Annotated in this window: 25 protein-coding genes; 8 read left to right on the top strand and 17 right to left on the bottom strand. The window is 31.7% G+C overall.

Annotated elements, in window-relative coordinates:
• Positions 1–11: 11 nt before the first annotated feature.
• The 13 genes from L1276_RS07780 to L1276_RS07720 all read right to left on the bottom strand — a co-directional run bounded on the left by L1276_RS07780 (position 12) and on the right by L1276_RS07720 (position 14500).
• Complete coding sequence (locus L1276_RS07780) at positions 12–1472, bottom strand: lipopolysaccharide biosynthesis protein (protein ID WP_253786557.1); 1461 nt, start codon at positions 1470–1472, stop codon at positions 12–14.
• Positions 1473–1566: 94 nt separating this feature from the next.
• Positions 1567–2013, bottom strand: coding sequence for a GNAT family N-acetyltransferase (locus L1276_RS07775; RefSeq protein ID WP_253786555.1), 447 nt, complete (start codon positions 2011–2013; stop codon positions 1567–1569).
• A gap of 1255 nt (positions 2014–3268) precedes the next feature.
• Positions 3269–4129: an ATP synthase F1 subunit gamma gene (atpG, locus tag L1276_RS07770; RefSeq protein WP_253786553.1), complete on the bottom strand. Its 861-nt coding sequence runs from the start codon at positions 4127–4129 to the stop codon at positions 3269–3271.
• A 90-nt stretch (positions 4130–4219) separates the two neighbouring features.
• Positions 4220–5797, bottom strand: a complete 1578-nt coding sequence (atpA, locus tag L1276_RS07765; RefSeq protein ID WP_253786550.1) for a F0F1 ATP synthase subunit alpha — start codon at positions 5795–5797, stop codon at positions 4220–4222.
• 38 nt (positions 5798–5835) lie between these two features.
• The gene (atpH, locus tag L1276_RS07760; RefSeq protein ID WP_253786548.1) at positions 5836–6369 is read right to left on the bottom strand and encodes an ATP synthase F1 subunit delta; all 534 of its coding nucleotides are present in this window, start codon (positions 6367–6369) and stop codon (positions 5836–5838) included.
• A 4-nt stretch (positions 6370–6373) separates the two neighbouring features.
• Positions 6374–6874, bottom strand: a complete 501-nt coding sequence (locus L1276_RS07755; protein ID WP_026727280.1) for a F0F1 ATP synthase subunit B — start codon at positions 6872–6874, stop codon at positions 6374–6376.
• Positions 6875–6962: 88 nt separating this feature from the next.
• Complete coding sequence (gene atpE / locus L1276_RS07750; RefSeq protein WP_008465835.1) at positions 6963–7160, bottom strand: ATP synthase F0 subunit C; 198 nt, start codon at positions 7158–7160, stop codon at positions 6963–6965.
• Between the two features lie 33 nt (positions 7161–7193).
• On the bottom strand, positions 7194–8369 hold the full coding sequence (gene atpB, locus L1276_RS07745; protein WP_253786546.1) for a F0F1 ATP synthase subunit A: 1176 nt from the start codon (positions 8367–8369) through the stop codon (positions 7194–7196).
• A 569-nt stretch (positions 8370–8938) separates the two neighbouring features.
• On the bottom strand, positions 8939–9166 hold the full coding sequence (locus L1276_RS07740; protein ID WP_253786544.1) for an AtpZ/AtpI family protein: 228 nt from the start codon (positions 9164–9166) through the stop codon (positions 8939–8941).
• Complete coding sequence (locus L1276_RS07735) at positions 9147–9545, bottom strand: polymer-forming cytoskeletal protein (RefSeq protein WP_253786542.1); 399 nt, start codon at positions 9543–9545, stop codon at positions 9147–9149. Before L1276_RS07735 ends, L1276_RS07740 begins: the two co-directional genes overlap by 20 nt.
• Positions 9546–9549: 4 nt before the next feature.
• Positions 9550–12165, bottom strand: coding sequence for a tetratricopeptide repeat protein (locus tag L1276_RS07730; protein ID WP_253786540.1), 2616 nt, complete (start codon positions 12163–12165; stop codon positions 9550–9552).
• Positions 12166–12252: 87 nt separating this feature from the next.
• A complete protein-coding gene (locus L1276_RS07725; protein ID WP_253786538.1) occupies positions 12253–12948 on the bottom strand; it encodes an ABC transporter ATP-binding protein in 696 nt (231 codons plus the stop codon).
• Positions 12949–13030: 82 nt separating this feature from the next.
• Positions 13031–14500: a DUF5687 family protein gene (locus L1276_RS07720; RefSeq protein ID WP_253786536.1), complete on the bottom strand. Its 1470-nt coding sequence runs from the start codon at positions 14498–14500 to the stop codon at positions 13031–13033.
• 127 nt (positions 14501–14627) lie between these two features.
• On the opposite strand from L1276_RS07720, the gene L1276_RS07715 reads away from it, so the two are divergent.
• From L1276_RS07715 to L1276_RS07705, 3 genes are all read left to right on the top strand, one after another.
• Entirely contained in the window at positions 14628–15680 is a 1053-nt protein-coding gene (locus L1276_RS07715) for a ferredoxin--NADP reductase (protein ID WP_253786534.1), read from the top strand.
• A gap of 163 nt (positions 15681–15843) precedes the next feature.
• Entirely contained in the window at positions 15844–16152 is a 309-nt protein-coding gene (locus L1276_RS07710) for a hypothetical protein (protein ID WP_253786532.1), read from the top strand.
• A 223-nt stretch (positions 16153–16375) separates the two neighbouring features.
• Entirely contained in the window at positions 16376–16720 is a 345-nt protein-coding gene (locus L1276_RS07705) for a hypothetical protein (RefSeq protein ID WP_253786530.1), read from the top strand.
• 208 nt (positions 16721–16928) lie between these two features.
• Here the strand turns inward: L1276_RS07705 and L1276_RS07700 are convergent, their stop codons facing one another.
• Together L1276_RS07700 and L1276_RS07695 are read right to left on the bottom strand one after the other, a co-directional pair.
• A complete protein-coding gene (locus L1276_RS07700) occupies positions 16929–17936 on the bottom strand; it encodes a glycosyltransferase family 9 protein (protein WP_253786529.1) in 1008 nt (335 codons plus the stop codon).
• A gap of 43 nt (positions 17937–17979) precedes the next feature.
• A complete protein-coding gene (locus L1276_RS07695; protein WP_253786527.1) occupies positions 17980–18585 on the bottom strand; it encodes a DUF4254 domain-containing protein in 606 nt (201 codons plus the stop codon).
• A 109-nt stretch (positions 18586–18694) separates the two neighbouring features.
• Here L1276_RS07695 and upp point away from each other — a divergent pair, with 109 nt between their 5' ends.
• Positions 18695–19348, top strand: coding sequence for a uracil phosphoribosyltransferase (upp, locus tag L1276_RS07690; RefSeq protein ID WP_253786525.1), 654 nt, complete (start codon positions 18695–18697; stop codon positions 19346–19348).
• Here the strand turns inward: upp and L1276_RS07685 are convergent.
• Positions 19343–20272 (bottom strand): DUF6427 family protein, encoded by a 930-nt coding sequence (locus L1276_RS07685; RefSeq protein ID WP_253786523.1) that lies wholly within the window; start codon positions 20270–20272, stop codon positions 19343–19345. The genes upp and L1276_RS07685 overlap by 6 nt on opposite strands.
• A 135-nt stretch (positions 20273–20407) precedes the next feature.
• Between L1276_RS07685 and L1276_RS07680 the strand changes: the two genes are divergently transcribed.
• Positions 20408–20638, top strand: coding sequence for a hypothetical protein (locus tag L1276_RS07680; RefSeq protein ID WP_042564884.1), 231 nt, complete (start codon positions 20408–20410; stop codon positions 20636–20638).
• On the opposite strand, the gene purD is transcribed toward L1276_RS07680, so the two are convergent.
• Positions 20630–21904, bottom strand: coding sequence for a phosphoribosylamine--glycine ligase (purD, locus tag L1276_RS07675; RefSeq protein WP_253786521.1), 1275 nt, complete (start codon positions 21902–21904; stop codon positions 20630–20632). The genes L1276_RS07680 and purD overlap by 9 nt on opposite strands.
• A gap of 96 nt (positions 21905–22000) precedes the next feature.
• Between purD and L1276_RS07670 the strand changes: the two genes are divergently transcribed.
• Genes L1276_RS07670 through L1276_RS07660 form a run of 3 tightly spaced genes read left to right on the top strand, consistent with a single transcriptional unit; the run spans position 22001 to position 23907 of the window.
• Positions 22001–22282 carry a type II toxin-antitoxin system RelE/ParE family toxin gene (locus tag L1276_RS07670; protein ID WP_053473001.1) on the top strand — a complete coding sequence of 94 codons (282 nt, stop codon included), beginning with the start codon at positions 22001–22003 and terminating at the stop codon, positions 22280–22282.
• A gap of 12 nt (positions 22283–22294) precedes the next feature.
• The gene (locus tag L1276_RS07665; RefSeq protein ID WP_053473002.1) at positions 22295–22597 is read left to right on the top strand and encodes a HigA family addiction module antitoxin; all 303 of its coding nucleotides are present in this window, start codon (positions 22295–22297) and stop codon (positions 22595–22597) included.
• Entirely contained in the window at positions 22597–23907 is a 1311-nt protein-coding gene (locus L1276_RS07660) for a phenylacetate--CoA ligase family protein (RefSeq protein ID WP_253786519.1), read from the top strand. The genes L1276_RS07665 and L1276_RS07660 overlap by 1 nt, the downstream gene beginning before the upstream one ends.
• The last annotated feature ends 22 nt before the right edge of the window (positions 23908–23929 follow it).

The following is a 23929-nucleotide window of genomic DNA, read 5'->3' as shown; positions in this document are numbered from 1 at the left end:
AAAAAGCATCTTTACTTTCTATTCATAATTCCTTTAATTGTGTCTTTTTCGTTGTGATATACAAAGTACATAAAGGCTAATAATAACGGAATTCCCACGAAATAATTTTCTCTAAATCCATAAAAAGAAATAGCCGAAAATAAAATTGAAATTCCTAAATAAGCTCCAATCTTATTCATGTCATAAGGTATTGGATAATATTTGTTTCCTAGAATATAGGATATCAACATCATACTTCCGTAAGCAGAAATTGTTGCAATCGCAGAACCGTAATAACTATATTTCGGAATTAAAAAGTAATTTAAAAGTAATGTTATAATGGCTCCTACAATTGAAATATAAGCTCCAATTTTTGTTTTATCTGTTAATTTATACCACACAGAAAGGTTGTTGTAAATTCCTAAAAAGAAGTTTGCCAAAATAATTAGTGGGACTACTTTCATCGCTTCCCAATATGATTTGTTATCCAGAAGCAGGAATTTTAAAATATCTGCAAAAACGATAACTCCTAATAAAATCAGCGAACCCAGAATGACAAAATATTTTGTAATTACGGCATAAGTCTGTGGTGCATTTTCATTCTTTGCATGACTGAAAAAGAATGGCTCAATTCCTAATCTAAAAGCAGTTGCAAATAAAACCATAAACAATCCTAGTTTATAACAGGCAGAATAGGCTCCAACTTCAGATTTTGCTAAATTCTCCGGTAATAAATATCCAAGTAAAATTTTATCAAAATGTTCATTAACTGCAAATGCCAATCCGGCAACTAAAATAGGCAGACCGTATTTCATCATTTTTTTCCAAAGTACAGGATCGAATTTTCTTCCTAACGAAAGATAATTTGGAGAGAGTACAATAAAAGTTGCTAAACTCGCCAGTAGATTTGCGATGAAAATATAAGCGATCTGGAAATTTTCTACATATAAATTATCCCAAACTGAGTTAGGATTTGAAGCTGCCAATTTTGGCAGATATATTAAAAAGAAGATATTAAGCAATAAATTAATTACTACGTTTCCAATTTTAATGGCTGCATAAACCATTGGGCGCTGGTTGGCTCTCAGCTTAGAAAACGGTACTAAAACTAAAGCATCTAAAACCAAAATCCAAACTGAATACGTAATATATTGTGCATCAACTTCTGCCCAGTTTGCAAGGGTATTTCTAAAGATTAAAGCGGCAAACAGGAATCCAATGGAAGACCAAAATATTGATATTGTAGAAGTTGCGATAACATTTTTCTTATCCTCTTCGGCACTGTAGAATCTAAAAAATGCCGTTTCCATTCCATAAGAAAGAACTACGTTAAAGAAAACCATCCAAGACAAAACAATTGAAACTTCGCCATATTCGGCAGTAGGTAAAATACCCGTATATAATCTGACCAATAAAAAACTAAGCATTCGTGGTAAAACGGTTGCCAGCCCATAAATCGCAGTTTGTTTGAATAGATTTTTATATAATCCCAAAATAATTAGTAATAAAGTTCGGAAAACAAAAATAACCAATTCTTTGGTTTTATTAGTGCTTTTACAAATTCAATAAAAAAACTTACTAAGAATTTTATTGAGTCAATTTATTTTCGTCCAAAACTTTCACGAAATGAAAACCTTTTGGACTGTATCCCTGATTATAATAAAATCGATGTGCTCCAAAATTTCCTGTAAAAGCATCTAAAACGATACTGCTGCAACCTAAACCTATGGCTTTTTGCTCAATAAAATCAGTAAGAATTTTTCCAATTCCTTTAGAACGATGTTCAGGATGGACTACAAAATTATCGATTTCAAGATATTTTCCTGTCCATAATTTAGTAGCCGACCAACATCCCGTTATTCCCAAACAAACATCATTTTCAAAAACTGCTATTTGAGTATAATTATGGGGAAGCATTTCAGAAAGAAATGCCTGGTATTTTTCTAAAGTTATGTTGGGATATAGAAATCTGATGGTGTCAATTTGAGCCAGCATTTCATTAATCGTAGTAAGTTCTTGTGTTTGTAAAGTCATTGTAACAGAAATAGATAACAAAAATAATTATTTTTTTTTGATGGCTGTTATACAATTAACAAGAGCCTAACATGTGAAATATATAAATTGAGGCTAAAAATTATGTAACTTTTCTTAAGCAGTGTTTTCTTAAATTTGCTTCACAGGGATTGAGAAAGCTAAATACAACCCTTATAAAAAAGGAAGCACTGGGACTAATAAAGCTTGTTTGTTCCCATAAAAGACAAAGCATAAGGGATTGATTCTGCTGTATTGTAACCCTAAAAAAACAGAGCATTGGGACTAATAAAGCTAGTTTGTTCCCATAAAAGACAAAGCTCAGGGATTGATTCTGCTGAAATGTAACCCTTAAAAAAACAGAGCATTGGGATTAATAAAGCTAGTTTGTTCCCATGAAAGACAAAGCAACAGAGTGATAAATCTGTGTCAATAATTTTATAAAATGGTATTGATTCTCAATTTTGGGTAATTGAGAATCACCATTTTATAAACTTTCTTGTTTATAGATATTCTTAAAAAGAAAAAACTTCCAAAAAAAAAATAGCCGTCAAATATTTGACGGCTATTTTTTTATCAAGAATCGAAATATCTTTTTTAACTTGATCAAGGCCAATCAATGCATTTAATTCCTGAAGTACTTTTTCTAATGTATCGTCTTTTTCAACTTCAGTAACTGCATTATTTTTCTCAAATTCAGAACTGGATTTTATTATTATAAAATTTGAATTGTATTTTTCTTCACTTTGAATAGGAAACTGGTTATTTAAACTTAATGGAGCCTCTATTTATCTTACAAATTCAGATGGTTCGTTACTGCTCTGTTCATCATTTATAAAGAGCTTTTTCCAATTAAAACTTTCGCTTGTCATTATTACTTAGTTTTCTTTCGCTTCAAACATATTGTAAATGTTTAAGATGAATTAATAAAAAGCAAAAATATACTTTTAAATCAAATTATAAAGATTTTCTTTCAATTTAAAACCAATTTAGAAATAATATATTACAATAATAGAAAAACCAGAAAAGATTAGAATTCTTAAAAAAATATTTAAATGTTTTTAAAAGAGTAATTATACTTGAAAAACGGAAATAATATTAAATGGAATGCACTTATTTTATAATTCTTAAAAACAAAAATAAAAAATGATATAAAAGTTTTTTTTCTTACAAAATTGATTTGATAAAAAATTAAAAGTTTTGCACAAAAAAAAGGCCAGCAAAATTGCTGGCCTTTTAATTATATTTAATGAATTAATTATCCATTCAAAGCTTCTGCTCCACCTACGATCTCCAAAATTTCGTTTGTAATCGCAGCTTGACGTGCTTTGTTATAAGTTAATTTCAATTGATTTCTTAATTCTGTTGCGTTGTCAGTTGCTTTGTGCATAGCTGTCATACGTGCTCCATGTTCTGAAGCAAATGAATCGCGAATACCTTTGTATAATTGTGTTTTTAAAGATTTAGGAATCAATGTTAACACAATTTCTTCTTTTGAAGGTTCGAAAATATAATCCCCAGCAGAAACTGCAACATCAGTTTTAATTGGTGCTAATGGCAAAAACTGTTCTGTTTGAACAATTTGAGTCGCAGCATTTTTAAACTGATTGTAGATTAATTCGATTCTGTCATATTCTCCAGACAAGAATTTCTCAGTCAAATTATCAGCAATTCCAGCAACATTCTCAAAAGTCAAATGATCAAAAATAGCGTTATGATGACCGTGTACTTTGTGAGTTTTGCTTAAAACATCATTTCCTTTTTTACCAATGGCAAAAACGTCAACTTGTTTTCCTGCATAAAAATCTGTACGATTCTTAATCTCTTTAATAACATTTGAATTGAATGCACCACATAAACCTCTGTTTGAAGTTATGGCTACAAGCAATACTTTTTTTACTTCACGTTGTGTTGTGTAAGCTCCTCCAACTTCACCTTCAAGTGTCGCAGAAAGATTTTGCAGCAACTCCGTTAATTTCTCGGCATAAGGGCGCATTGCAGTGATTGCATCTTGTGCTTTCTTAAGCTTTGCAGCAGAAACCATTTTCATAGCCGATGTAATTTGCATCGTCGATGAAACGGAAGTAATTCTATTACGTATTTCCTTTAAATTTGCCATCTATTAATTAGAAAATGTGATAATTTGAAAATTAGATAATTAGAATAATGTTTACGCATTTTCTAATTATCTAATTTACCAATTATCTAATTAGTTATATTTTGCTGAAATTTCTTTTGCTGCTTTTTCGATAACATCAGTAATGCTGTCATCTAATTTACCAGCTTTCAACGCGTTAAGCGTATCTTTATGTTTACTGTTTAAGTAAGCTAAGAAATCAGCTTCAAATTCTTTTACTTTATTTACAGGAACGTTTCTTAATAAGTTTTTAGAACCAGCGTAGATAATAGCTACTTGGTTTTCAACTGTATAAGGATCATTTAAACCTTGTTTTAAGATTTCAACGTTTCTTTTTCCTTTTTCAATTACGTTTAAAGTAACTGAATCTAAGTCAGAACCAAATTTAGCGAAAGCTTCTAATTCACGGAATTGAGCTTGGTCTAATTTTAAAGTTCCCGAAACTTTTTTCATTGATTTAATCTGTGCATTACCTCCAACACGAGATACAGAGATACCTACGTTAATAGCAGGACGAACTCCAGAGTTGAACAAATCTCCATCAAGGAAAATCTGACCATCTGTAATAGAAATTACGTTTGTTGGAATATATGCAGAAACGTCACCAGCCTGAGTTTCAATAATTGGTAAAGCAGTTAATGAACCACCACCTTTTACGATAGACTTAATAGAATCTGGTAAATCGTTCATATTTTTAGCAATTCCATCATCAGCAATTACTTTACAAGCACGTTCTAATAAACGAGAGTGTAAGTAGAAAACGTCTCCAGGGTAAGCCTCACGTCCCGGTGGTCTTCTTAATAAAAGAGAAACCTCACGGTAAGCAACAGCTTGTTTAGATAAGTCATCATAAACGATAAGTGCCGGACGACCTGAATCTCTAAAGTATTCTCCAATTGCAGCACCTGCGAAAGGAGCATAAACTTGCATTGGAGCTGGGTCAGAAGCATTTGCAGCAACGATAACTGTATAAGCCATTGCTCCTTTTTCTTCTAACATTTTTGCGATTCCTGCTACAGTTGAAGCTTTTTGTCCAATTGCAACATATATACAGAATACAGGTTTTCCTGCATCATAAAATTCTTTTTGATTTAAGATTGTATCTATACAAACAGTTGATTTACCTGTTTGACGGTCACCAATTACAAGCTCACGTTGTCCACGACCTACCGGGATCATAGCATCAACTGCTTTTACTCCTGTTTGTAATGGCTCAGTTACTGGCTGACGAAATACAACACCAGGTGCTTTTCTTTCTAAAGGCATTTCATATAAGTCCCCGCCAATTGGTCCTTTTCCGTCAATTGGAAAACCAAGAGTGTTAACTACACGTCCTACCATTTGCTCACCTACTTTAAGAGAAGCAATACGTTGAGTTCTTTTTGCAGTAGATCCTTCTTTGATTCCTGTTGATGGTCCTAAAAGTACAACCCCAACATTATCCTCTTCAAGATTCAATACGATACCTTCCATACCGTTATCAAATTCTACTAACTCACCATATTGAACATTAGATAGCCCGTAAACACGAGCAATACCATCTCCAACTTGAAGTACTGTTCCTACTTCCTCTAGCGTAGCACCAGATTCAAAACCTTCTACTTGCTTTCTTAATATTGCTGAAATTTCAGCAGGTTTGATTTCCGCCATCTTAATTTATAATTTAGACACTTTTATGTGTAATAAAACTAATTACTTAACTCTCTTTTTAATACCTGTAATCTGTTTGCAACAGAAGCATTGTATTGATTATCTCCTATTCTCAAAATAAATCCGCCAATTATTGAAGGATCTACTATATTTTCAATTGTAATTTTTTTATCTGATAAAGTTGCAACTTTTGCTAAAACTTTAGCTTCTAAAGCAGCATCCATAGGAATCGCTGTAGTAACTTTTGCTACTTCAACACCATTATTTTCATCAAATAATTTATTGTATTCTATTGCAATTGCATCTAGAATTTCAAATCTTTTGTTTTCAAATAATAAATGGAATAAACCTTTAGTCACACCATTTACATCTGCGAAAACTTCTAAAAGAGCACTTTCTTTAACTTCAACTTTTGCAGTTGGGTTTTGAATAAATGTACTCAATTCTATATTATTTTCAATTGCAGATGCAATTGATTTCATATCGTTATTGACAGCTTCGGCAACACCTTTAGAGTTTGCTAAGTCTAGAATTGCTTTTGCATAACGAATTGCTGCTCTTGTACTTGCCATAATCTTAGTTTAACTTTACGTCACCCAACATTTTCTCAACTAATTTAGTTTGAGATTCTTTGTTAGATAATTCTTCTTTCAATAATTTTTCAGCAATGCTTAATGATAAAGTTGAAACTTGAGATTTCAATTCTGCCATTGCAGCATTTTTTTCACTTTCGATAGCCGCTTTTGCCTGTTCAATCATTTTTTGACCAGCTTCTTGTGCTTCGTTTTTAGAATCAGCAATCATTTTCTCTTTCATTTCGCGAGCTTCTTTCAACATCGCGTCACGTTCTGCACGAGCTTCATTCAAAATTCTTTGATTGTCAGCTTGTAAATTTTCCATTTCTCTCTTTGCATTTTCAGCAGAAAGTAATGCATTTTTAATACCTTCTTCTCTTGCAGTAATAGATTCCATAATTGGTTTCCATGCAAATTTCACCAAAAGTAAAATTAATACTAACAAGATTAAAGCTTGCCAAAAGAATAATCCGAATGAAAAATCGTTAATTAACTTATCCATTTTATAACTATATTAAATATTTAATTTCTTTTTTAAAAGTAACAACACCTTTAACCAACCGTTAAAGATGTCGTTATTTTTCTCTTTATTATTTTCCTAAGATTAAAGCAGCAAATGCTAAACCTTCTAATAAAGCCGCGATAATAATCATCGCAGTTTGAATTTTACCAGCAGCTTCTGGTTGACGAGCAATAGCGTCCATAGCAGATCCACCGATTTTACCTAAACCTAAACCTGCACCGATCACTACTAAACCTGCACCTACTAAAGTTGGAATTGTTCCCATAAGTATTTATATATATAAAATTAAACTTCTAAATTAAATAATTGCTGTTTCGTCTTCGTGGTGGTGAGCATGATCATGATCCTGAACAGCCATACCAATAAATAATGATGATAACATCGTGAAGATAAACGCCTGTAAAAATGCAACTAAAACTTCAATAACAGAGATAAACAATGTTAAACCTAATGAGATTGGCAAATCTGCTGCTAAATTTTTACCCACAAAAATCATAGCGATCAAACTCATAATTACTACGTGACCTGCAGTAATATTTGCATACAAACGAATTAATAATGCAAATGGTTTTGTTAGTGTTCCTAAAACTTCAATTGGAGCTAAAATGATTTTCATTGGAACCGGTACTCCAGGCATCCAGAAAATGTGTCCCCAATAATCTTTGTTTGCACTAAATTGTGTAATAATAAAGGTAAATGCTGCTAAACAAACTGTGATAGCAATATTTCCTGTAACGTTAATTCCAAGAGGCGTCATACCTAATAAGTTTAACAACCATACAAAGAAAAATACAGTTAACAGGTAACCCATATATTTACGGTATTTTTTCTCTCCAATATTAGGAACTGCAATTTCGTCTCTGATAAAAATAATAAGCGGTTCTAAAATTCTTCCAAATCCTGTTGGGATCGGTCCTTTTTTATATGATCTTGCTAAACCAGTAAACATTAAAAATAATAATACTGAAACAAAAAGCATTGATACAACATTTTTTGTAATCGAAAAATCTAACGGTTTTACGTTTGAAGGATGACCGTGTTCGTCCAGGTTAATTGTCCCGGCTGCATCTGTCTTATAAATTTTACCGTGAACTAGTTTGTAAAAATTTCCATCAACTTCTGCCACTTCTTCTCCGTGGTGTAATTTTGAAGATGAGAAAATTTTCAATCCACCATCTATAAGTATAACTGGTAATGAAAAACCGTAGTGTTTATTTTCTTTTTCATCTGAAAAGAAAACAAAGTCATGAGAATCTTGTAAGTGATGATCAATAAAAGCATCCACTTTTGCTTTAGGGTCAAGAGCTGCATGCTCTCCTTCCTCATGGGCATTATGTGAAACTACTTTCTCTTCATGAGCTGTTTCAGTTTGAACATGCGTTGAGTCATTCTCTGGATTTGCAAAACCCATAATTGGTAGAGAAGCTACAAAAGCGGCAAGAATAAAGCTGAGCGGTTTGTTTGAAATCACCATATCGTGGAAAATCTTATTTTTTTACGTTTCTAAAATTTGGTGCAAAGGTACATTTTTTATTAATATTCAAAAGGATATGAAAAATTATTTTTGAACCTTGTTTTACATATTCGTGATTTTAACGCTTTTCATTTAATAATCGGACAGTTAAAAGCGTCTCAAATAACAAAAACAAAATAAATGTTATAAAAAAACTGACTTTTTCAATATTGACTGTTTCGGATTTAATTTCTAAAATTGGCTGCAAAATTAAATATCCTAACAGCATTTGTGTAAAAGTTCCAAATAAGAAAACCATTCCAACTATTTGAAAATTCTTCTTTTTTACTATTAATAATATAAGGTATAATAAAGCAGATATTCCGAAAAAAATTAAATACAAAAATTCTATACTGTAATGGAATTTCTGAACATCAATTTCTAAAAAACAGAAAGCTGCTTTATGCAGTATACATGCAACAGCACTAAATAAAAATAAATGAAAAACAGGTTTGTAATTTTTTAAAAGCATTTGAAATAATTTTATGCAAAGATGCAACTTTTATCTAAAGCCGCTATAAAGGATAAAATTACTTTGTTTTGTTAATGTCATTAACCTGTCTAATGACATTATATAAAGCAAGACCCACTCCAAGCATTACAAAAATAGTATTGTAATACACTTTAGGACTTGGATGATTTTCGTCGAGCCAGGTTCCGAAATAAGAGAAAAGAAAAATAATGACCCCCATTTGAAAAGGAATGTTTATGAGGGCCAGCCATTTATTTCTTCTGTTATTATTCGGTTCCTTTTCCATCTTCTAACATAATTACTGTATTTGAATGAGAAAGCATGGTACATGTTGCTGTAAACTCTGCTCCTGGTTCTATAGAAAGTTTTCCAACGGCAACTTCGCCATGAATTTTTGCTGTTGCTTTAATATTAAGGATTTCAAGAACTTTTATTTTTCCATGAAATTCTCCTTCAATATCGGCATTGTTACAAATGATTTCTCCCTTTATAACGCCTGTTGCGCCAATAACTAATTTTCCTTGTGATGTAAAATTTCCAATTAATTCGCCATCTAATCTAAAATCTGCTTTTGAGACTATGTCTCCTACAATAGAAGTTCCTTCAACAATTCGGTTTGTTTTTCCTAAAAGTTCTGTTCCGTTTTTTTTCACTTTGTCAAACATTATATTATGGGTTTTTTGGGGTCAGATAGGCTTCGAGGTTTTTCTTAATTTGAACCACTTTGTAATTATCAGTAGATATAATAATTGCCGGATGTGTAATTTTATATTTTTTGTCATCTCTAAAAACTCCTGCAACATCTTGGGCATAAGCCTCAGATTTTAAACCATGAATAGCTACAAAGCTTTGTGTTCTGTTATATTTATCAAATGAAGTCGTTAATCTTTCGAAATTTTCGACTAGCAAAAATACTCTGATAGCTTCTTCAATTTGTTTAAGCGTTTTGGTATCGTTATTAGAAATTAAATATAAAATTTTCCAGTTTTTATTATCTTCTGTTGTAAAATTTAATCTCTCTAAAGTTGGAACTTGTTTTTCAAGAAGTTCTCTGGCATTTTTACCTTCATCACTGTTTGGGTAATTATCTGCCACATTTTCCAATCCTTTTTTATAAGCTTCTAATCCGTTTACTTTTCCTAATGTGTTTGCTTTCAGTAATTCAAACTTAGAAACAATTTCGTCTCCAGAATATTGATTGATCAAATTGTCAATATTATCTAAGACAACATCGAATTTCTCTTCCTGAAAAAGTTTATACCATTTTTGATATTCTTTTTCCGGCGATGGTATATCGTCTGAATTCGTATTATTTAAAATCTGAGCATATCTTGAACCTGGATAATTATTCGAAATGTCTGATTTTATTTTTTCGGCCTTAGCAGGATCCGTAATTTGGTAAATTTTATACAAATTATACATTGAAGGCAAAATAAGCTTTTCTTCCGGATTGTTGCGTAACAACTGTTCCAGTTTATTGCTGGCCAAAGTATATTCTTTAAATTTCTCCTTATATATAAGTCCTAACTGATAGTAGGCAAAATTGCGTTCTTTACCAATGCTGTCTACAGCAATTTGTGTTTTTGGAAGTTGTTTTTCGTAAAAAGCAGTGGTATATTTTTCAATTACAATGGTATCTTTTAGTTTATTTGCATCTGCTTCGTTTATACTGTCATTGAGCATCGCTGCATCGTTTGCTGCTTTTATTGCCGATAATCTCCAGTTTCCGCCAATAGTGCGGTTACCCCACATTTTCTTGAATTGTAATTTTCCATAAGCCACAGTTGTTGGGTTATAGAAATAAAAAGTACTTGCCACAGCATCATTTCCAGAAGGTGGCCTAATTCCATCAGATTCCATATCAACTGCTTTTCCTAATGAATTTGGATTAACCGCAGTTGGTGCATTCGATGCGCTGTTGTTTCGTTCTATGTTCGCTAACTTTTCTTTTTCCTTTTCTTCCAGAATTCGTTTTGCTTCATCTTTCTTTTTAAGTTCTGCGATATAACTTTCAAAATAAATTTTTCTTTCAGAATCTGGCAGTCCGTAAACTTTTATAATACTGTCGTTGCGTTTTGCAATGCCTTCGTATTTAATTACGTTGTCAAGATTTTTTCTGTTTTTTTCTATAAAAGCAAATTCTCTGGTTTTGGGATTTAGTTTTGTCAATGTACTGTCATAATATTTGGCAGCCATTGTGTAATCTGTATTTTTAAAATACATATTTCCAATATTTCGATATGCCGATGCCATCAAGTATGGATCTTTAGATTTTCTGCCTAAAGATTTATTGTAAAATTTCAGTGCATTTTCCTTGTCTTTCTTTTTATCATAAAAAACTCCCATTTCATAAAAAAGTACATCATAATAAGGTCGGTTTTCACGATCTGCCACCAATTTATTATATGTTTTTAGAAAAATAGTATCGTTACCGTTTTCATAATCATACATCTGTGCTTTTTTCGCGTAAGCGTGCATCATGTATTTTCGATCGGCTTTGCGGTTCATATCAATTACACCGTCATAATAAAATGCGGCGCTGTCTTTATTTCCAACTTCCTGATACATCTGTCCCAAAATAAACTTGTATCTGGCGCGATCTTCATTTATTCTCGAAAATTCTTCGGCAATTCTAAGTTTTGCAACAGCACTGTCTCTTTCTTCTAAATTTAAAAAAGCCTCGGCCAATAAAGCATTGGCATCAGAAAAAGTCTGTTTGTTTAAATCTGTCTTTTTTAATAGCTGATTAATATTTTTTACAACAATGGCATCATTTCCTAAACGCATATTGGTTTTTTCGCGCCAGATTTTTGCTGTATAAATATTACTGCTGTTTGGGTATTTGTAAAGAATGTAATTAAAAGCTTCAATAGCCGGAATAAAACGCTGATCGTAATATCTTGCTTTTCCAAGCATTAAATAGGCTTCGTCAATTTGGTAGTTTCTTTCTCTGCCGCCAATATTCATGGAATGCTTCTGAATTGCTTTTGTAGCTTTTGTTTCTGCTTTTTCGAAATCAGGATTTTTTGTTTTTTCTCCTTCAGAGAAATTTTCATCAAACTGCATTTTTTCAATAGGAAGCAGATTCCAGAAATTATCCTGATCATTGGCCTTAATAGATTGTAAACCTTTTTCAAGACCAAGTCCGCCGTTGTACAAGATGTTGTATTTTGTACTCAAAGCGTGGGAGTTTCTGTTGACAAAAGTGTTATTCTTGGTAGAACATGCTATCAAAAAGAGAAAAAAGATAAGAAAAAAACTATATTTAAGAGTATTCTTTTTCAATAGAACTGATTTTAAAGCATTAACTACTAAAAAGCATTTTTAGTATAAAGACGGGTAAAAATACGCTTCTTTTTGAAATATAGAAACTTAAACCGCAAAAAACGATTCGAGTTCCTGTAAGGTTTCTTTTGAAGTTTGAATGTCTTTTACGATTTCGCCTTTGTTAAGTGCAACAATTCGATCACAAACTTCAACCGTGTGTTGTAAATCGTGGCTTGAAACCAAAACAGTTACGTTTGGATCTTCGGCTAATTCATTGATAATTTTCTTTAAACGACTTACCGTTGTCGGGTCTAAATTTGCAAAAGGTTCATCTAAAATTACAACTTCAGGATTACCTATTAAGGTTGCAATTATCCCCACTTTTTTCTGGTTTCCTTTTGATAAATCTCGAAGGTATTTTTTGTTGTTTAATATTTCTCCATTAAAAAATTCTTCATGTTTAGCTAACAATGCATCAATATCGGCTTTGTTTTGATGGCGAAGATCTCCAATGAAATAAAAATATTCTTCGGGAGTCAGGTAGCCAATAAGGAAACTTTCATCTAAAAAAGAACCCGTAAAAGATTTCCAGTTTTCACTTGTATTTACCTGAATATCATTGTTTTTTATATATCCTGTTGAAGGCTGAATCAAGTCTAAAAGTAAACTAAAAAAAGTAGTTTTACCTGCTCCGTTGTTACCAACCAAACCAAAGCTTTGTCCCTTTGGAATTTCAAGATTATGAATGTTTAAAACTGCAGTATCGTTATATTTTTTTGAAAGTTGATTTACTTGTATCATTGTAATTTTAGATTTTGGATTGTTGATTTTAGATTTATATCTGATAAAATTATCTCATTATCAAATTGACATATTCTCTAAATTAACTCTTTTGTTTATAAGCATTTATTGTACTGTACTTTTCGATTTTATATCTTTTTTCGATTAAAGAAAAAACCTTGTCTTTAAAAATAAAACCTAAAACGCCCGCTCCGGCAACTAATGCTAATCCGAGGTTTTTATTATCAAAATAAATTCCTGCTCCATAAAGTCCCAAAGGCAGTAAAATTTTAGGAAGCGTTAACAGCATTGCACTTACATTAAACGCTTTTTTATCTCCAAAAGCACCGCCGGCATTACTTAAATCAATTGGGGTTTTAGTAAATGCGCCTCCCAATAATACTAAATGTGAATTGACTCCAATATTATAAATTGCCGCAACAACAATCGTTAAATAAACATACCATCCAAAATAAATATAAAACGAAGCCAGAATTGTAGAAATAATTGTGGCAATAACAATAAGCCACCATTTTGCCATAATATAACCGCGATACGGAATATTTTGTGTCATCATTAATTGATAATACGCACTATCCCAGCTGGGTACAAATTGTCCAAAGACAAATAAAAATCCGCCCGAAACAAAAATTCCCGCTAAAAGATGCATTACTGGTTTGTCGTAGGTTTCAATCCCTCCGGAAAAAAATAAAAATCCGTAGAACAAAAATAAAAAGCTCATAAAAATAGTTGTTTTCGACCTTTTGTTTCTTTTGATAAGTTTAATATCGTTTTTCAGAAAAGTTCCCAAAGTTCCAAATTGATTCAGCCACGAAAGATTTTCTGTCTCAGCAACATCTTCTTTTACAGAAAGTCCTGCGTCTAGATAGAGATTTTTTTTGAGGAATTTAAAACTAAAAATATATAAACCCACCAATACTAAAACGGGAATTAAAAATTGTCCTTTTTTAGCATAAAACCCTAGAAAAAAGTGAGTTGTAAAAGTTGTAATATCAAACCATTTGTAATATTGCGCTCCGCCCAAAACAAGAATCAATCCAACAAAAACAATAAATAATTTATCGATATTACTTAAAATAATATTTAAAAAATTGTTGATGTATATAAACGAAAACATTGCCAAGTTCCAGAAAATAATACCTGTTATGTTATATCCTTCTATTGCCAAAACAACTGAAAACGGAACAAAAAATAAGGTATGAACCCAATTAAAAAAAGACAAAACAGTTTTGCCCAATGAAAAATGAACAATTACGGGTTTTTTAAAAGGCAAAACCAATAACGGTTTGATATTTAAAACGGGAATTGATTGCAGCAGCAAACGAATTACTAAATCAAGAAGAAAGTAATAAATCAAAAACTTGTTTACGTTTACAAATGGTTCAAGGTGCATTTCTTGAAGAATGTAAAATGCCCCAACGCCCATTCCTATAAAAATTAATGAAAAATAGATCATTAAAAACCCAAGTAAAATTTTCATTGCCAGGTTTTTACCAAATGATGCCGACCTGATAAAGGCTTTCCATTCGAGATAAATAAACTTTTTAATCATGGTTAATTGGTTTTGATTTTTGTAGTAAGAGATCAAATGTAGGAAAACGTTACAAAAAAAGTTAAAAAAAATATTTTAGTAAGTGTCAATTACTTATGGTTTGCTACTTTTGCAAAAAAATTAAATCATGCCTTCATTCTTAAAACTTATAATTAAAGAGGTAAAACGTGAAACTGCCGATGCGGTTTCTGTACTTTTTAATGTTCCAGAAGAACTTAAACAGGACTATAAATTTATAGCCGGACAATACATAAATTTAAAATTAACTCTTGACAATCAAGAAATTCGTCGTGCTTACTCTATTTGTTCTGCACCAGAAAGCGGTGAATTGCGAATTGCGGTTAAGGCCGTAAAAAGCGGTTTGTTTTCTCAGTTTGCGAATACAAAGCTAAAAGCAGGAGACGTTCTTGAAGTGGGTCAGCCGGAAGGAAAATTTACTTTTGAACCGGATGCTGAAAGACAAAAAAATTACGCAGCTTTTGTTGCCGGAAGCGGAATTACTCCAGTTTTATCTATTATAAAGTCGGTTTTAAAAAATGAGCCAAAAAGTTCATTTGTGTTGGTTTACGGGAACAGAACTCCCGAAGAAACTATTTTTCACCAGGAATTACACGATTTACAATTGCAATATGTAGGTCGTTTATTCGTGCATTATGTGTACAGTCAGGCAAAAGTTGAAAATGCATTGTTTGGAAGAATCGAGAAATCGACCGTAAATTTTGTATTAAATAACAAACACAAAGAGCTTGAATTTGACAAATTTTATTTGTGCGGACCTGAAGAAATGATCAATACCGTTTCTAATGTTTTAAAAGAGAAAAATGTAAAAGAATCTGCTATTAAGTTTGAGTTTTTTACTGCTTCTTCTGAAGAAAATATGATTCAAGGTTCTCAGGAAGGACATACTAAAATCACAGTTTTGGTTGACGATGAAGAAACTACTTTTGAAATGTCTAAAAAACAAACCATTCTTGATGCCGCTTTAAAACAAGGTGTCGATGCTCCATACTCTTGCCAAGGTGGTATTTGCAGCAGCTGTTTAGGACGTGTAACGGCAGGTTCTGCTGAAATGACAAAAAATTCTATTTTAACAGACAGCGAAATTGCAGAAGGTTTAATTTTAACTTGTCAGGCGCATCCAACATCTGAAACTATTTATGTTGATTACGACGACGTATAGTCTCTATTAAATTCTAAAATATAAAAAATCCAAATTCCAACTTACGGTTGGCATTTGGATTTTTTTTTGTTTAATTGCGTTATTTTCTAATCTGGATCAAAGCTTAAATTTGACAAAAAGACGATTGGTCGCGAGACTTAGGGAAGGCATTTAACAATTGAATATGAGATCTGTACGAGAAATTTTTAAAAATAAAGAATATCTTCTAGACGAACCAGAGATTATTAAACTTATTGATTATTGCGAAGAACTGCAAGACGAAATTGTAGAATTTAAATTTCACAAAACCAGCAATAAAGAACTCGCTATGATCGACATGCTCAAAGAAGTTATAAAAGGATGCAATGCCATTGAAAAAGAACAAATGGAGCATGAAAGATTTGGTTATGAAGCTCCTGATTACGAAACTACGATTTCGAATCTTAAAAATTATATTTACAGCAGATGCAGGGATGAGAAGATTTGGCTGTAATTGAAATAAAAGCAAAATTTTGTCAAAATATTACCGAATTTTTATTAAATTAGGATCATAATTATGACAATCTCAACCTGAGAATTTGTATAATTAAATCAAATTTGTCAAAACATTTAAAACATTAAATATCATGACAGCTCACGTACACCACTTTCATCTATATCTATTTATTATGTTGGTTGTAACTGCTTCGCTTTGCGTTCTGGCGGTTATTATAAAAATGAAAAATAAAAAAGGTCCCAAGTTACTCAAAAGAGAAAAATACAATTCAACTATCACGGAAAAAATGGTAGAAGTAAAAAAGACAGATTCAAATATTTTTAATATTTGGCCTTATGTAAGCAAACTTAAATCGGCCAAAATTTTATCTAAAAAGATTAAAGATCATGAGTTAATTTATAAAATTTACAGAGATTCATCAGAAAAATTTGAACATATTCTATTGTCAACAGAAGACAAAAATAACTTTGTCACCATTATAGTAAACAAAAAAAGAAAAAAAACAATAGGATATTCTTTACTCGATTCTAACGAAAGATATGATTTAAACAAAAATATTGCTTAAGATTACTATCGACAAATATCCTGCTGGATAGATATTTATAGAATTTCAAAAATGAAAAAAGCTCCAGCGGAGTAACATATATTATAAAAAATATGTCACTCTGCCGGAGCTTTAATATTATATACATTCACTCTTTGATATAAATATTTTCCTTCTCCAACGCTTACAAAAAAGCTGCTGTCCTTTTAGCCTATTTTTCTATCTTCTATCAAAGTTGATCTACAACTTTATCAATAACTTGTTGTGGTAAAATTGTCCTCATAGCATCGTCATAGCCTTCAACAATTTTATTGCCATAAACTGATGTTGGCAGTTTTGGATATTGATTTCTGTCTGATGTTAAAGCGTTTTCTAAACTTTGATTAAACGGCAAAAATCCTGCGTACGGATGCGTTGCGCCCCAAAGCGTAATAACTTTTACACCCAGCATTGCTGCAATATGAGCATTTCCGGAATCCATAGAAAGCATGACATCCAGATTGCTGATTAATTTTAATTCCTGCTGAAACTTAATTTTTCCGGCAACATTTATTACATTTTTAAAAGGTTCTGAAAGTGAATTCAAAATTTCAATTTCTTTTTTTCCTCCTCCAAAAAGTAAAATCGTACGATCTTTATTTTCAGCCAGTTTTGTTATTACTTCCTTTATTAAATCTAAAGGATAAACTTTAGAATCATATTGCGCAAAAGGAGCAATTCCAATCAGTTTTTCATAACTTTCTCCAACAAGATCTGTTATTTCTGCACCAAAAATCGCCTTTTTAGGAAACTCTGGATTTGATAAATTTATAGGAAAACCTAGCTCTTCAAACACTTTTACGTGTCTTTCGAACATTGTTGGCAATTGCTTGAAAATCTTGTTTTCAGCTCTTGTCAATTCTTTTTTTTCTTCTCGGCCTTTATCTACCGTTGCTCTTTTTTTTCCGCTTAAAGCGAAAAGTAAACTCACCACTTTAGACCTTAAAACATTATGAAGATCTGCAAAAGCATCAATTTTGAGTTTTTTTACGTCTTTATATAAACGTAAAAGTCCCGGAAACCCTTTGTGTCTTTCTTTTTCATCAAAAGCAAAAAACTCAAGATTTGGGATTCCGTCAAAAAAAGGCTTAAAAAAAGGACGAGAAATAACGGTCAGTTTTACCGTTGGATATTGCTTTACAAAAGCGCGTAAAACAGGAACCGTCATGGCGACATCTCCCATTGCGGAAAGTCTCATGACGGCTATATGTTTAATCTGGCTGTTAGACAACTCTGCCAAATTATTTTTTATTTTGATATAAAACTGGGTTCAAATCATCATCGTTGTACATTTTCATTTGTTTGTACACTTTCATAAATTTTTCTCCACTTTCGATATCAGTCAATAATTCTTCAATTGCTGTAGATAAATCTGTTCTTTGCTCTAAAAGAATGTTTAATTTTTCCTGACATTTATCTCTGTGTTCCTGAGTTGCTTCTTCACGAGTAGCTTCTTCATTCATATGATAAATTTTCAATGCCAAAATTGACAATCTGTCAAATGCCCACGCTGGACTTTCAGAGTTGATTTTTGCTCCGTCTTTTGCTTGTACACTGCTGTATTTTTGTAAAAAGTAACTGTCGATATATTCAACCATATCAGTACGTTCCTGATTTGAGGCATCAATTCTTCTTTTTAAAGTCAAAGCCGCTACAGGATCAATTTGCGGATCACGAATAATATCTTCAAAATGCCATTGAACAGTATCAATCCAGTTTTTTAGATATAACAAATGTTCGAATTTATCTTTTGGATATGGATTGTTAATTGGCTGGTCAACATTATCAAATTGATGATAATCTTTGATGCTTTGTTCGAAAACCGAATATGCTAATTTTGAAAACATGTCTTTATTTTTTAGAGATACAAAGATACTTTTTATACTTTTATGCTGCGAAGAAAAGAAATTATTTTTCGTTTTATATTTTTATTCTTAAATAAATTACAATTTCATTATGAAAATTCATTATATATCTGAAAACAACAGCGTTTTAAATCATTTCTTAGGACAAATTAGAAATGTAAATATTCAGAACGACAGTATGCGTTTTAGAAGAAATATTGAACGCATTGGAGAAATTATGGCTTATGAGTTAAGCAAAATTTTACCTTATAAAGAGGTTAAAATCCAAACACCGCTTGGCATAAAAAAAACAACTGAAATAGATACTGATTTGGTTTTATGTCCAATTTTGAGAGCCGGATTGCCGCTTCATAATGGCTTTTTAAATTATTTCGATCATGCCGAAAACAGCTTTGTTTCGGCTTGCAGACATCATCCAAATGGAGATGATGAGTTTGAAATTCTGGTTGAATATCAGGCAATTTCAAATTTAAATAATAAAACCGTTTTGCTTCTGGATCCAATGCTGGCAACGGGACAATCTATTGTGGCGGTTCACAAAAAATTGATTGAAAACGCAGCTCCAACAGAATTTCATATTGTAGTAGTTATTGCGGCTCCGGAAGGAATTGCGCATCTTGAGGAAAATCTTCCTGAAAATTGTCATTTGTGGGTGGCATCTTTAGACGAAAAACTTAATGAGAAAAACTACATTGTTCCTGGTCTTGGCGATGCCGGTGATCTTGCTTATGGAAGCAAATTATAATTGAGAGAAAAAAGTAAATAAGCTGCACAAAATCAGTATATAAAATACAATTTCGTTATTTAGTTTTTGCTGCATATATTCAACATGACTTGCGGCCATTATGGCTAATGGCGCTATACTAAACAATAATAAATCATTGCTTTTATCTGGTGAAATAATGTATACAAGAACTGCGATAAAAAAGCAGGCTACTACTTTTTTATAAGAAGTATGTACAATTTGCGGACGGTTCGATAGTGTAGTTAACATTGAAAACACAAAAAATACAACAACAGCCGCATATATGGAAAGTGCACCATTTTCGTAATTATCCTTAAAATAATTTATACTAAAATCGATTACTGCACGGTCATAAAAGAATTTCACAGTATCAATATGAAACATTAACGATATCATTAAAAAAATTATCGCTACTGCCAAAAGGGCTATAAATGGCAAAACCCAGTTTCTATAATCTCTCGAAACGTGAAAAACAATGGATATAAAAACCAGAATTAAAAAAAGAATACTCCAAAATTGAAATAAAGAAGCTACAAAAATCCAAAATGAAGCATCGAATATTTTTTCTTTTGATGCTTTTAAAGATTGCAGCGAGATCAATCTTCGCAACGCCAATAAAATAAAAAAGTTGGCGTAAACTACATTTGAATTATTGAATATCGTGGGGAAAAATAATATAAATAATAAATAGAAAAATATTGCGTAGCCGTTGTCTTTACTGAGTCCGTTCTTCTTTACGATAAAATTTACCATAAAAAAAGAAGCAAAAATAAAGCACAATAAACTTATTTTTTGAAATATCGTAAAATAAGAATTTATCCAAGCCGTTTCCCGAATTTGAAACATAAAAAAGAAAACCAGTATCAAAATTACAACCAAGGAATAATTTAATGGCGTAGATTTTTTAAAAACACTTGTTATCATAAGGATATTTTATACTTTTGTGATTGTAAATATAATACTTGTTTAAAAAGGAAACCAACAAGTTGAAAAAAGATTCTAGTTTGAATTTTACTTCAATGCGTTAAAAACAATAATAATCTATAATTTAATAAAATTATGACAGCTTTTTTTGAAGGAATACAATACTTATTCGTTAACATTTTGTTTGCTCCTCTTGACTTTTTACGTCGTTTGGAATTAGTTACATGGTTTGGTGCAAACACGATCAACTGGATTTTTATGATCATCTGCGCATGCGCAATCGTTTATTGGATTAAACAATTACGCATTTTTGATGACGCCGGAACTGAAAACCAAGATACTACAGCTCACTCTTTCTTAAAGTAAGTCGAAGCCGATATCTTTTCTAAAATACATCTTATCAAAATTTAGTTTATCTATGTTTTGGTAAGATTTTTTTATGGCCTGTTGAAAATCATCTCCGTATGATGTTACAGTCAAAACACGTCCTCCATTACTAACGACATTTTCGCCATCTAATTTTGTTCCGGCGTGAAAAACTATCGAATCGGTAATATTTTCTAAACCTGTAATAACTTTTCCTTTTTCGAAATCTTCAGGATATCCGCCAGAAACTACCATAATTGTAGTGGCACTTCTTGGATCAATTTTTAATTCGAATTCATCTAATTTTTGATTCGCAACCGAAAGGAACAATTCAACTAAATCAGATTCTAATCTAGGAACTACAACTTCAGTTTCAGGATCTCCCATTCTTACGTTGTATTCAATAACAATTGGTTCATTTTTTACATTAATCAAACCAATAAATACAAATCCTTTATATTCGATTCCGTCTTTTTGAAAACCTTCAATTGTTGGTTTTACGATACGTGTTTCAATTTTTTCCATCAAAACAGCATCAACATAAGGAACTGGAGAAACGGCTCCCATTCCGCCTGTATTTAAACCTGTATCGCCTTCGCCAATTCTTTTGTAATCTTTTGCAGTTGGAAGAATTTTATAGCTTTTCCCGTCAGTTAAAACAAAACAGCTTAATTCGATTCCGTCCAAAAATTCTTCGATAACCACTTTAGAACTTGCTGCTCCAAATTTTGAGTGAACCAGCATATTTCTAAGCTCTGTTTTTGCTTCTTCAAGATCCTGAATAATCAAAACTCCTTTTCCAGCTGCTAAACCATCTGCTTTTAAAACATATGGAGGCTGCAATGTTTCCAGGAATTTACATCCTTCTTCAACCGTTTCTGCAGTAAAACTATCGTAAGCTGCAGTTGGGATATTATGTTTCATCAAGAATTCTTTTGCAAATTCTTTACTTCCTTCTAACTGCGCTCCTAATTTTGACGGTCCAATTACCGGGATATTTTTTAAACTTTCGTCATTTTTAAAATAATCATAAATACCTTTTACCAACGGATCTTCTGGCCCTACGACTACTAAGCTTATATTTTCTTTAAGCACTAATGCTTTTACGGCTTCAAAATCGGTTGGAGCAATTGCTACATTTTCAGCAATTGCAGCTGTTCCTGCATTTCCCGGTGCAACAAAAAGTTTTTCGCAAAGCGGACTCTGAATCATTTTCCACGCAAAAGCATGTTCTCTTCCGCCTGATCCCAATAATAAAATTGTCATGTTTAGTTGTATTTATGTTGTGGTGCAAAAATAGTCGCTTTTAACCGTATATAATAATTTTTTTTACTTACTTTTGACGTTAGTAATGCGAAAGGTATGATAATCTCATTTGGATCGAAAGAAACTGAAAAAATTTGGAATGGTGTTGTTGTCAAAAAACCTTCAATTGAAATACAGCAAATTGGCAGAAGAAAACTTAGAATGCTTCATAACTCTCAAAATTTAACCGATTTAAGAATTCCACCTTCTAACCGTCTTGAAAAATTAAGCGGTAATTTAAAGGATTTTTACAGCATCCGAATTAACAATCAATGGCGCATAATTTTTGTTTGGGAAAATGGAAATGCTTCAAATGTTGAAATTATCGATTATCATTAAAAAAGAATTAAAATGGAAAAATTAAAAAATATACATCCAGGAGAAATTTTATCGGAAGAATTTTTAATTCCTCTAAATATTACACCTTATCGTTTATCTAAAGATTTGAAAATTCCGCAAACGAGGATTTCTGAAATCATTAAAGGGAATAGAAGAATTACTGCTGATACTGCTCTGCGATTAAGTCATTATTTTGGAAATTCTGCTAAATTTTGGCTGGGACTTCAGGACGATTTTGATATTGAAGAAGAAGAATCAAATAAACGTCAGGAATTGAAATCAATTAAACGTTACGATTTAAAAGAAGCTGTTTAATGATTCACCTTTTTGATCTTTCCCTTCAATTAAATGGTTTTCCTATAAAGAAAGCCAAAGCCGAATTGGATAAAATTGTTCATTTTTCTAAAGAAGAATATGCTTCTTTTCTCGAAAGTAAAAAGAAAGAAATTGTTGATTTTCATTTAAAGAATAACGCTTTTTATAGAGAATTAGTTGGAAATATAAATGCCGAAAACTGGGAAGATTTACCCATTTTAAACAAACAAAATCTGCAAAAACCACTTGAAGAAAGACTTTCAAATGGTTATTCAAAAAGCAATATTTACCTCAACAAAACCTCCGGATCAAGCGGAACACCTTTTGTTTTTGCTAAAGATAAATATTCGCACGCCTTAACCTGGGCGTCAAATATTATGCGTTTTGGCTGGTTTGGTATTGATTTTAATCATTCGTATCAGGCACGTTTTTATGGTATTCCAATGGATTTTATTGGATATCAAAAAGAACGTTTGAAAGATTTCCTGACGCATCGTTTTCGTTTTCCGGTTTTTGATTTATCTGATGAAATCCTTGAAAAATTTCTGCAGAAATTCAGATCGAAAAAATTCGATTATATCAATGGCTATACAAGTTCAATTGTTTTATTTGCCAAATTTTTAGAACACAGAAATATCATATTAAATGAAATCTGTCCGACTTTAAAAGCTTGCTTTGTGACTTCGGAAATGCTTTTTGAAACGGATAAAAAACTACTGGAAAAACAATTCGGCATTCCAATTATAAGTGAATATGGTGCTTCTGAACTTGATTTAATTGCTTTTGAAAATCCTCAAGGTGAATGGCAGGTAAATGCTGAAACCCTTTTTGTGGAGATTTTAGATGAAAATAATAATCCTGTTCCACATGGAACAGAAGGAAAAATTGTGATTACTTCTCTCTTTAATAAAGCAAATCCTTTTATACGATATGAAATTGGTGACATTGGAATTCTCGATGAAAAAAGCACGCCTCAAAAACCAATTTTAAAAAAATTAGTTGGAAGAACCAATGATGTTGCCATTTTACCAAGCGGGAAAAAATCGCCGGGTTTGACATTCTATTATGTAACCAAAAGTATTATTGAAGATGACGGAAACGTAAAAGAATTTATCATTAAACAGACACAATTAGATACTTTTGAAATTGAATATATTTCTGAAAAAGAATTAGTTTTGGAACAAATCGATAAAATAAAAGAAGCCATCGATTTATATTTAGAACCAAATTTAAACTTCACTTTTATTCGAAAATCTGTCTTAGAAAGAACCAACCGAGGGAAACTAAAACAGTTTAAATCTTATCTGTAATCATAAATAAAATCTTACATTT

This window comes from Flavobacterium sp. HSC-32F16, from assembly GCF_024171645.1.
Taxonomy (GTDB): Bacteria; Bacteroidota; Bacteroidia; order Flavobacteriales; family Flavobacteriaceae; genus Flavobacterium.
This window is presented reverse-complemented; position numbering and strand designations above follow the sequence as displayed.

Coding starts and splice junctions, on each gene's coding strand:
- L1276_RS07775 (WP_253786555.1), bottom strand. CDS start 2,013: ATGACTTTACAAACACAAGAACTTACTACGATTAATGAAATGCTGGCT.
- atpG (WP_253786553.1), bottom strand. CDS start 4,129: ATGGCAAATTTAAAGGAAATACGTAATAGAATTACTTCCGTTTCATCG.
- atpA (WP_253786550.1), bottom strand. CDS start 5,797: ATGGCGGAAATCAAACCTGCTGAAATTTCAGCAATATTAAGAAAGCAA.
- atpH (WP_253786548.1), bottom strand. CDS start 6,369: ATGGCAAGTACAAGAGCAGCAATTCGTTATGCAAAAGCAATTCTAGAC.
- L1276_RS07755 (WP_026727280.1), bottom strand. CDS start 6,874: ATGGATAAGTTAATTAACGATTTTTCATTCGGATTATTCTTTTGGCAA.
- atpE (WP_008465835.1), bottom strand. CDS start 7,160: ATGGGAACAATTCCAACTTTAGTAGGTGCAGGTTTAGTAGTGATCGGT.
- atpB (WP_253786546.1), bottom strand. CDS start 8,369: ATGGTGATTTCAAACAAACCGCTCAGCTTTATTCTTGCCGCTTTTGTA.
- L1276_RS07740 (WP_253786544.1), bottom strand. CDS start 9,166: ATGGAAAAGGAACCGAATAATAACAGAAGAAATAAATGGCTGGCCCTC.
- L1276_RS07735 (WP_253786542.1), bottom strand. CDS start 9,545: ATGTTTGACAAAGTGAAAAAAAACGGAACAGAACTTTTAGGAAAAACA.
- L1276_RS07725 (WP_253786538.1), bottom strand. CDS start 12,948: ATGATACAAGTAAATCAACTTTCAAAAAAATATAACGATACTGCAGTT.
- L1276_RS07720 (WP_253786536.1), bottom strand. CDS start 14,500: ATGATTAAAAAGTTTATTTATCTCGAATGGAAAGCCTTTATCAGGTCG.
- L1276_RS07715 (WP_253786534.1), top strand. CDS start 14,628: ATGCCTTCATTCTTAAAACTTATAATTAAAGAGGTAAAACGTGAAACT.
- L1276_RS07710 (WP_253786532.1), top strand. CDS start 15,844: ATGAGATCTGTACGAGAAATTTTTAAAAATAAAGAATATCTTCTAGAC.
- L1276_RS07705 (WP_253786530.1), top strand. CDS start 16,376: ATGAAAAATAAAAAAGGTCCCAAGTTACTCAAAAGAGAAAAATACAAT.
- L1276_RS07700 (WP_253786529.1), bottom strand. CDS start 17,936: ATGAGACTTTCCGCAATGGGAGATGTCGCCATGACGGTTCCTGTTTTA.
- L1276_RS07695 (WP_253786527.1), bottom strand. CDS start 18,585: ATGTTTTCAAAATTAGCATATTCGGTTTTCGAACAAAGCATCAAAGAT.
- upp (WP_253786525.1), top strand. CDS start 18,695: ATGAAAATTCATTATATATCTGAAAACAACAGCGTTTTAAATCATTTC.
- L1276_RS07685 (WP_253786523.1), bottom strand. CDS start 20,272: ATGATAACAAGTGTTTTTAAAAAATCTACGCCATTAAATTATTCCTTG.
- L1276_RS07680 (WP_042564884.1), top strand. CDS start 20,408: ATGACAGCTTTTTTTGAAGGAATACAATACTTATTCGTTAACATTTTG.
- purD (WP_253786521.1), bottom strand. CDS start 21,904: ATGACAATTTTATTATTGGGATCAGGCGGAAGAGAACATGCTTTTGCG.
- L1276_RS07670 (WP_053473001.1), top strand. CDS start 22,001: ATGATAATCTCATTTGGATCGAAAGAAACTGAAAAAATTTGGAATGGT.
- L1276_RS07665 (WP_053473002.1), top strand. CDS start 22,295: ATGGAAAAATTAAAAAATATACATCCAGGAGAAATTTTATCGGAAGAA.
- L1276_RS07660 (WP_253786519.1), top strand. CDS start 22,597: ATGATTCACCTTTTTGATCTTTCCCTTCAATTAAATGGTTTTCCTATA.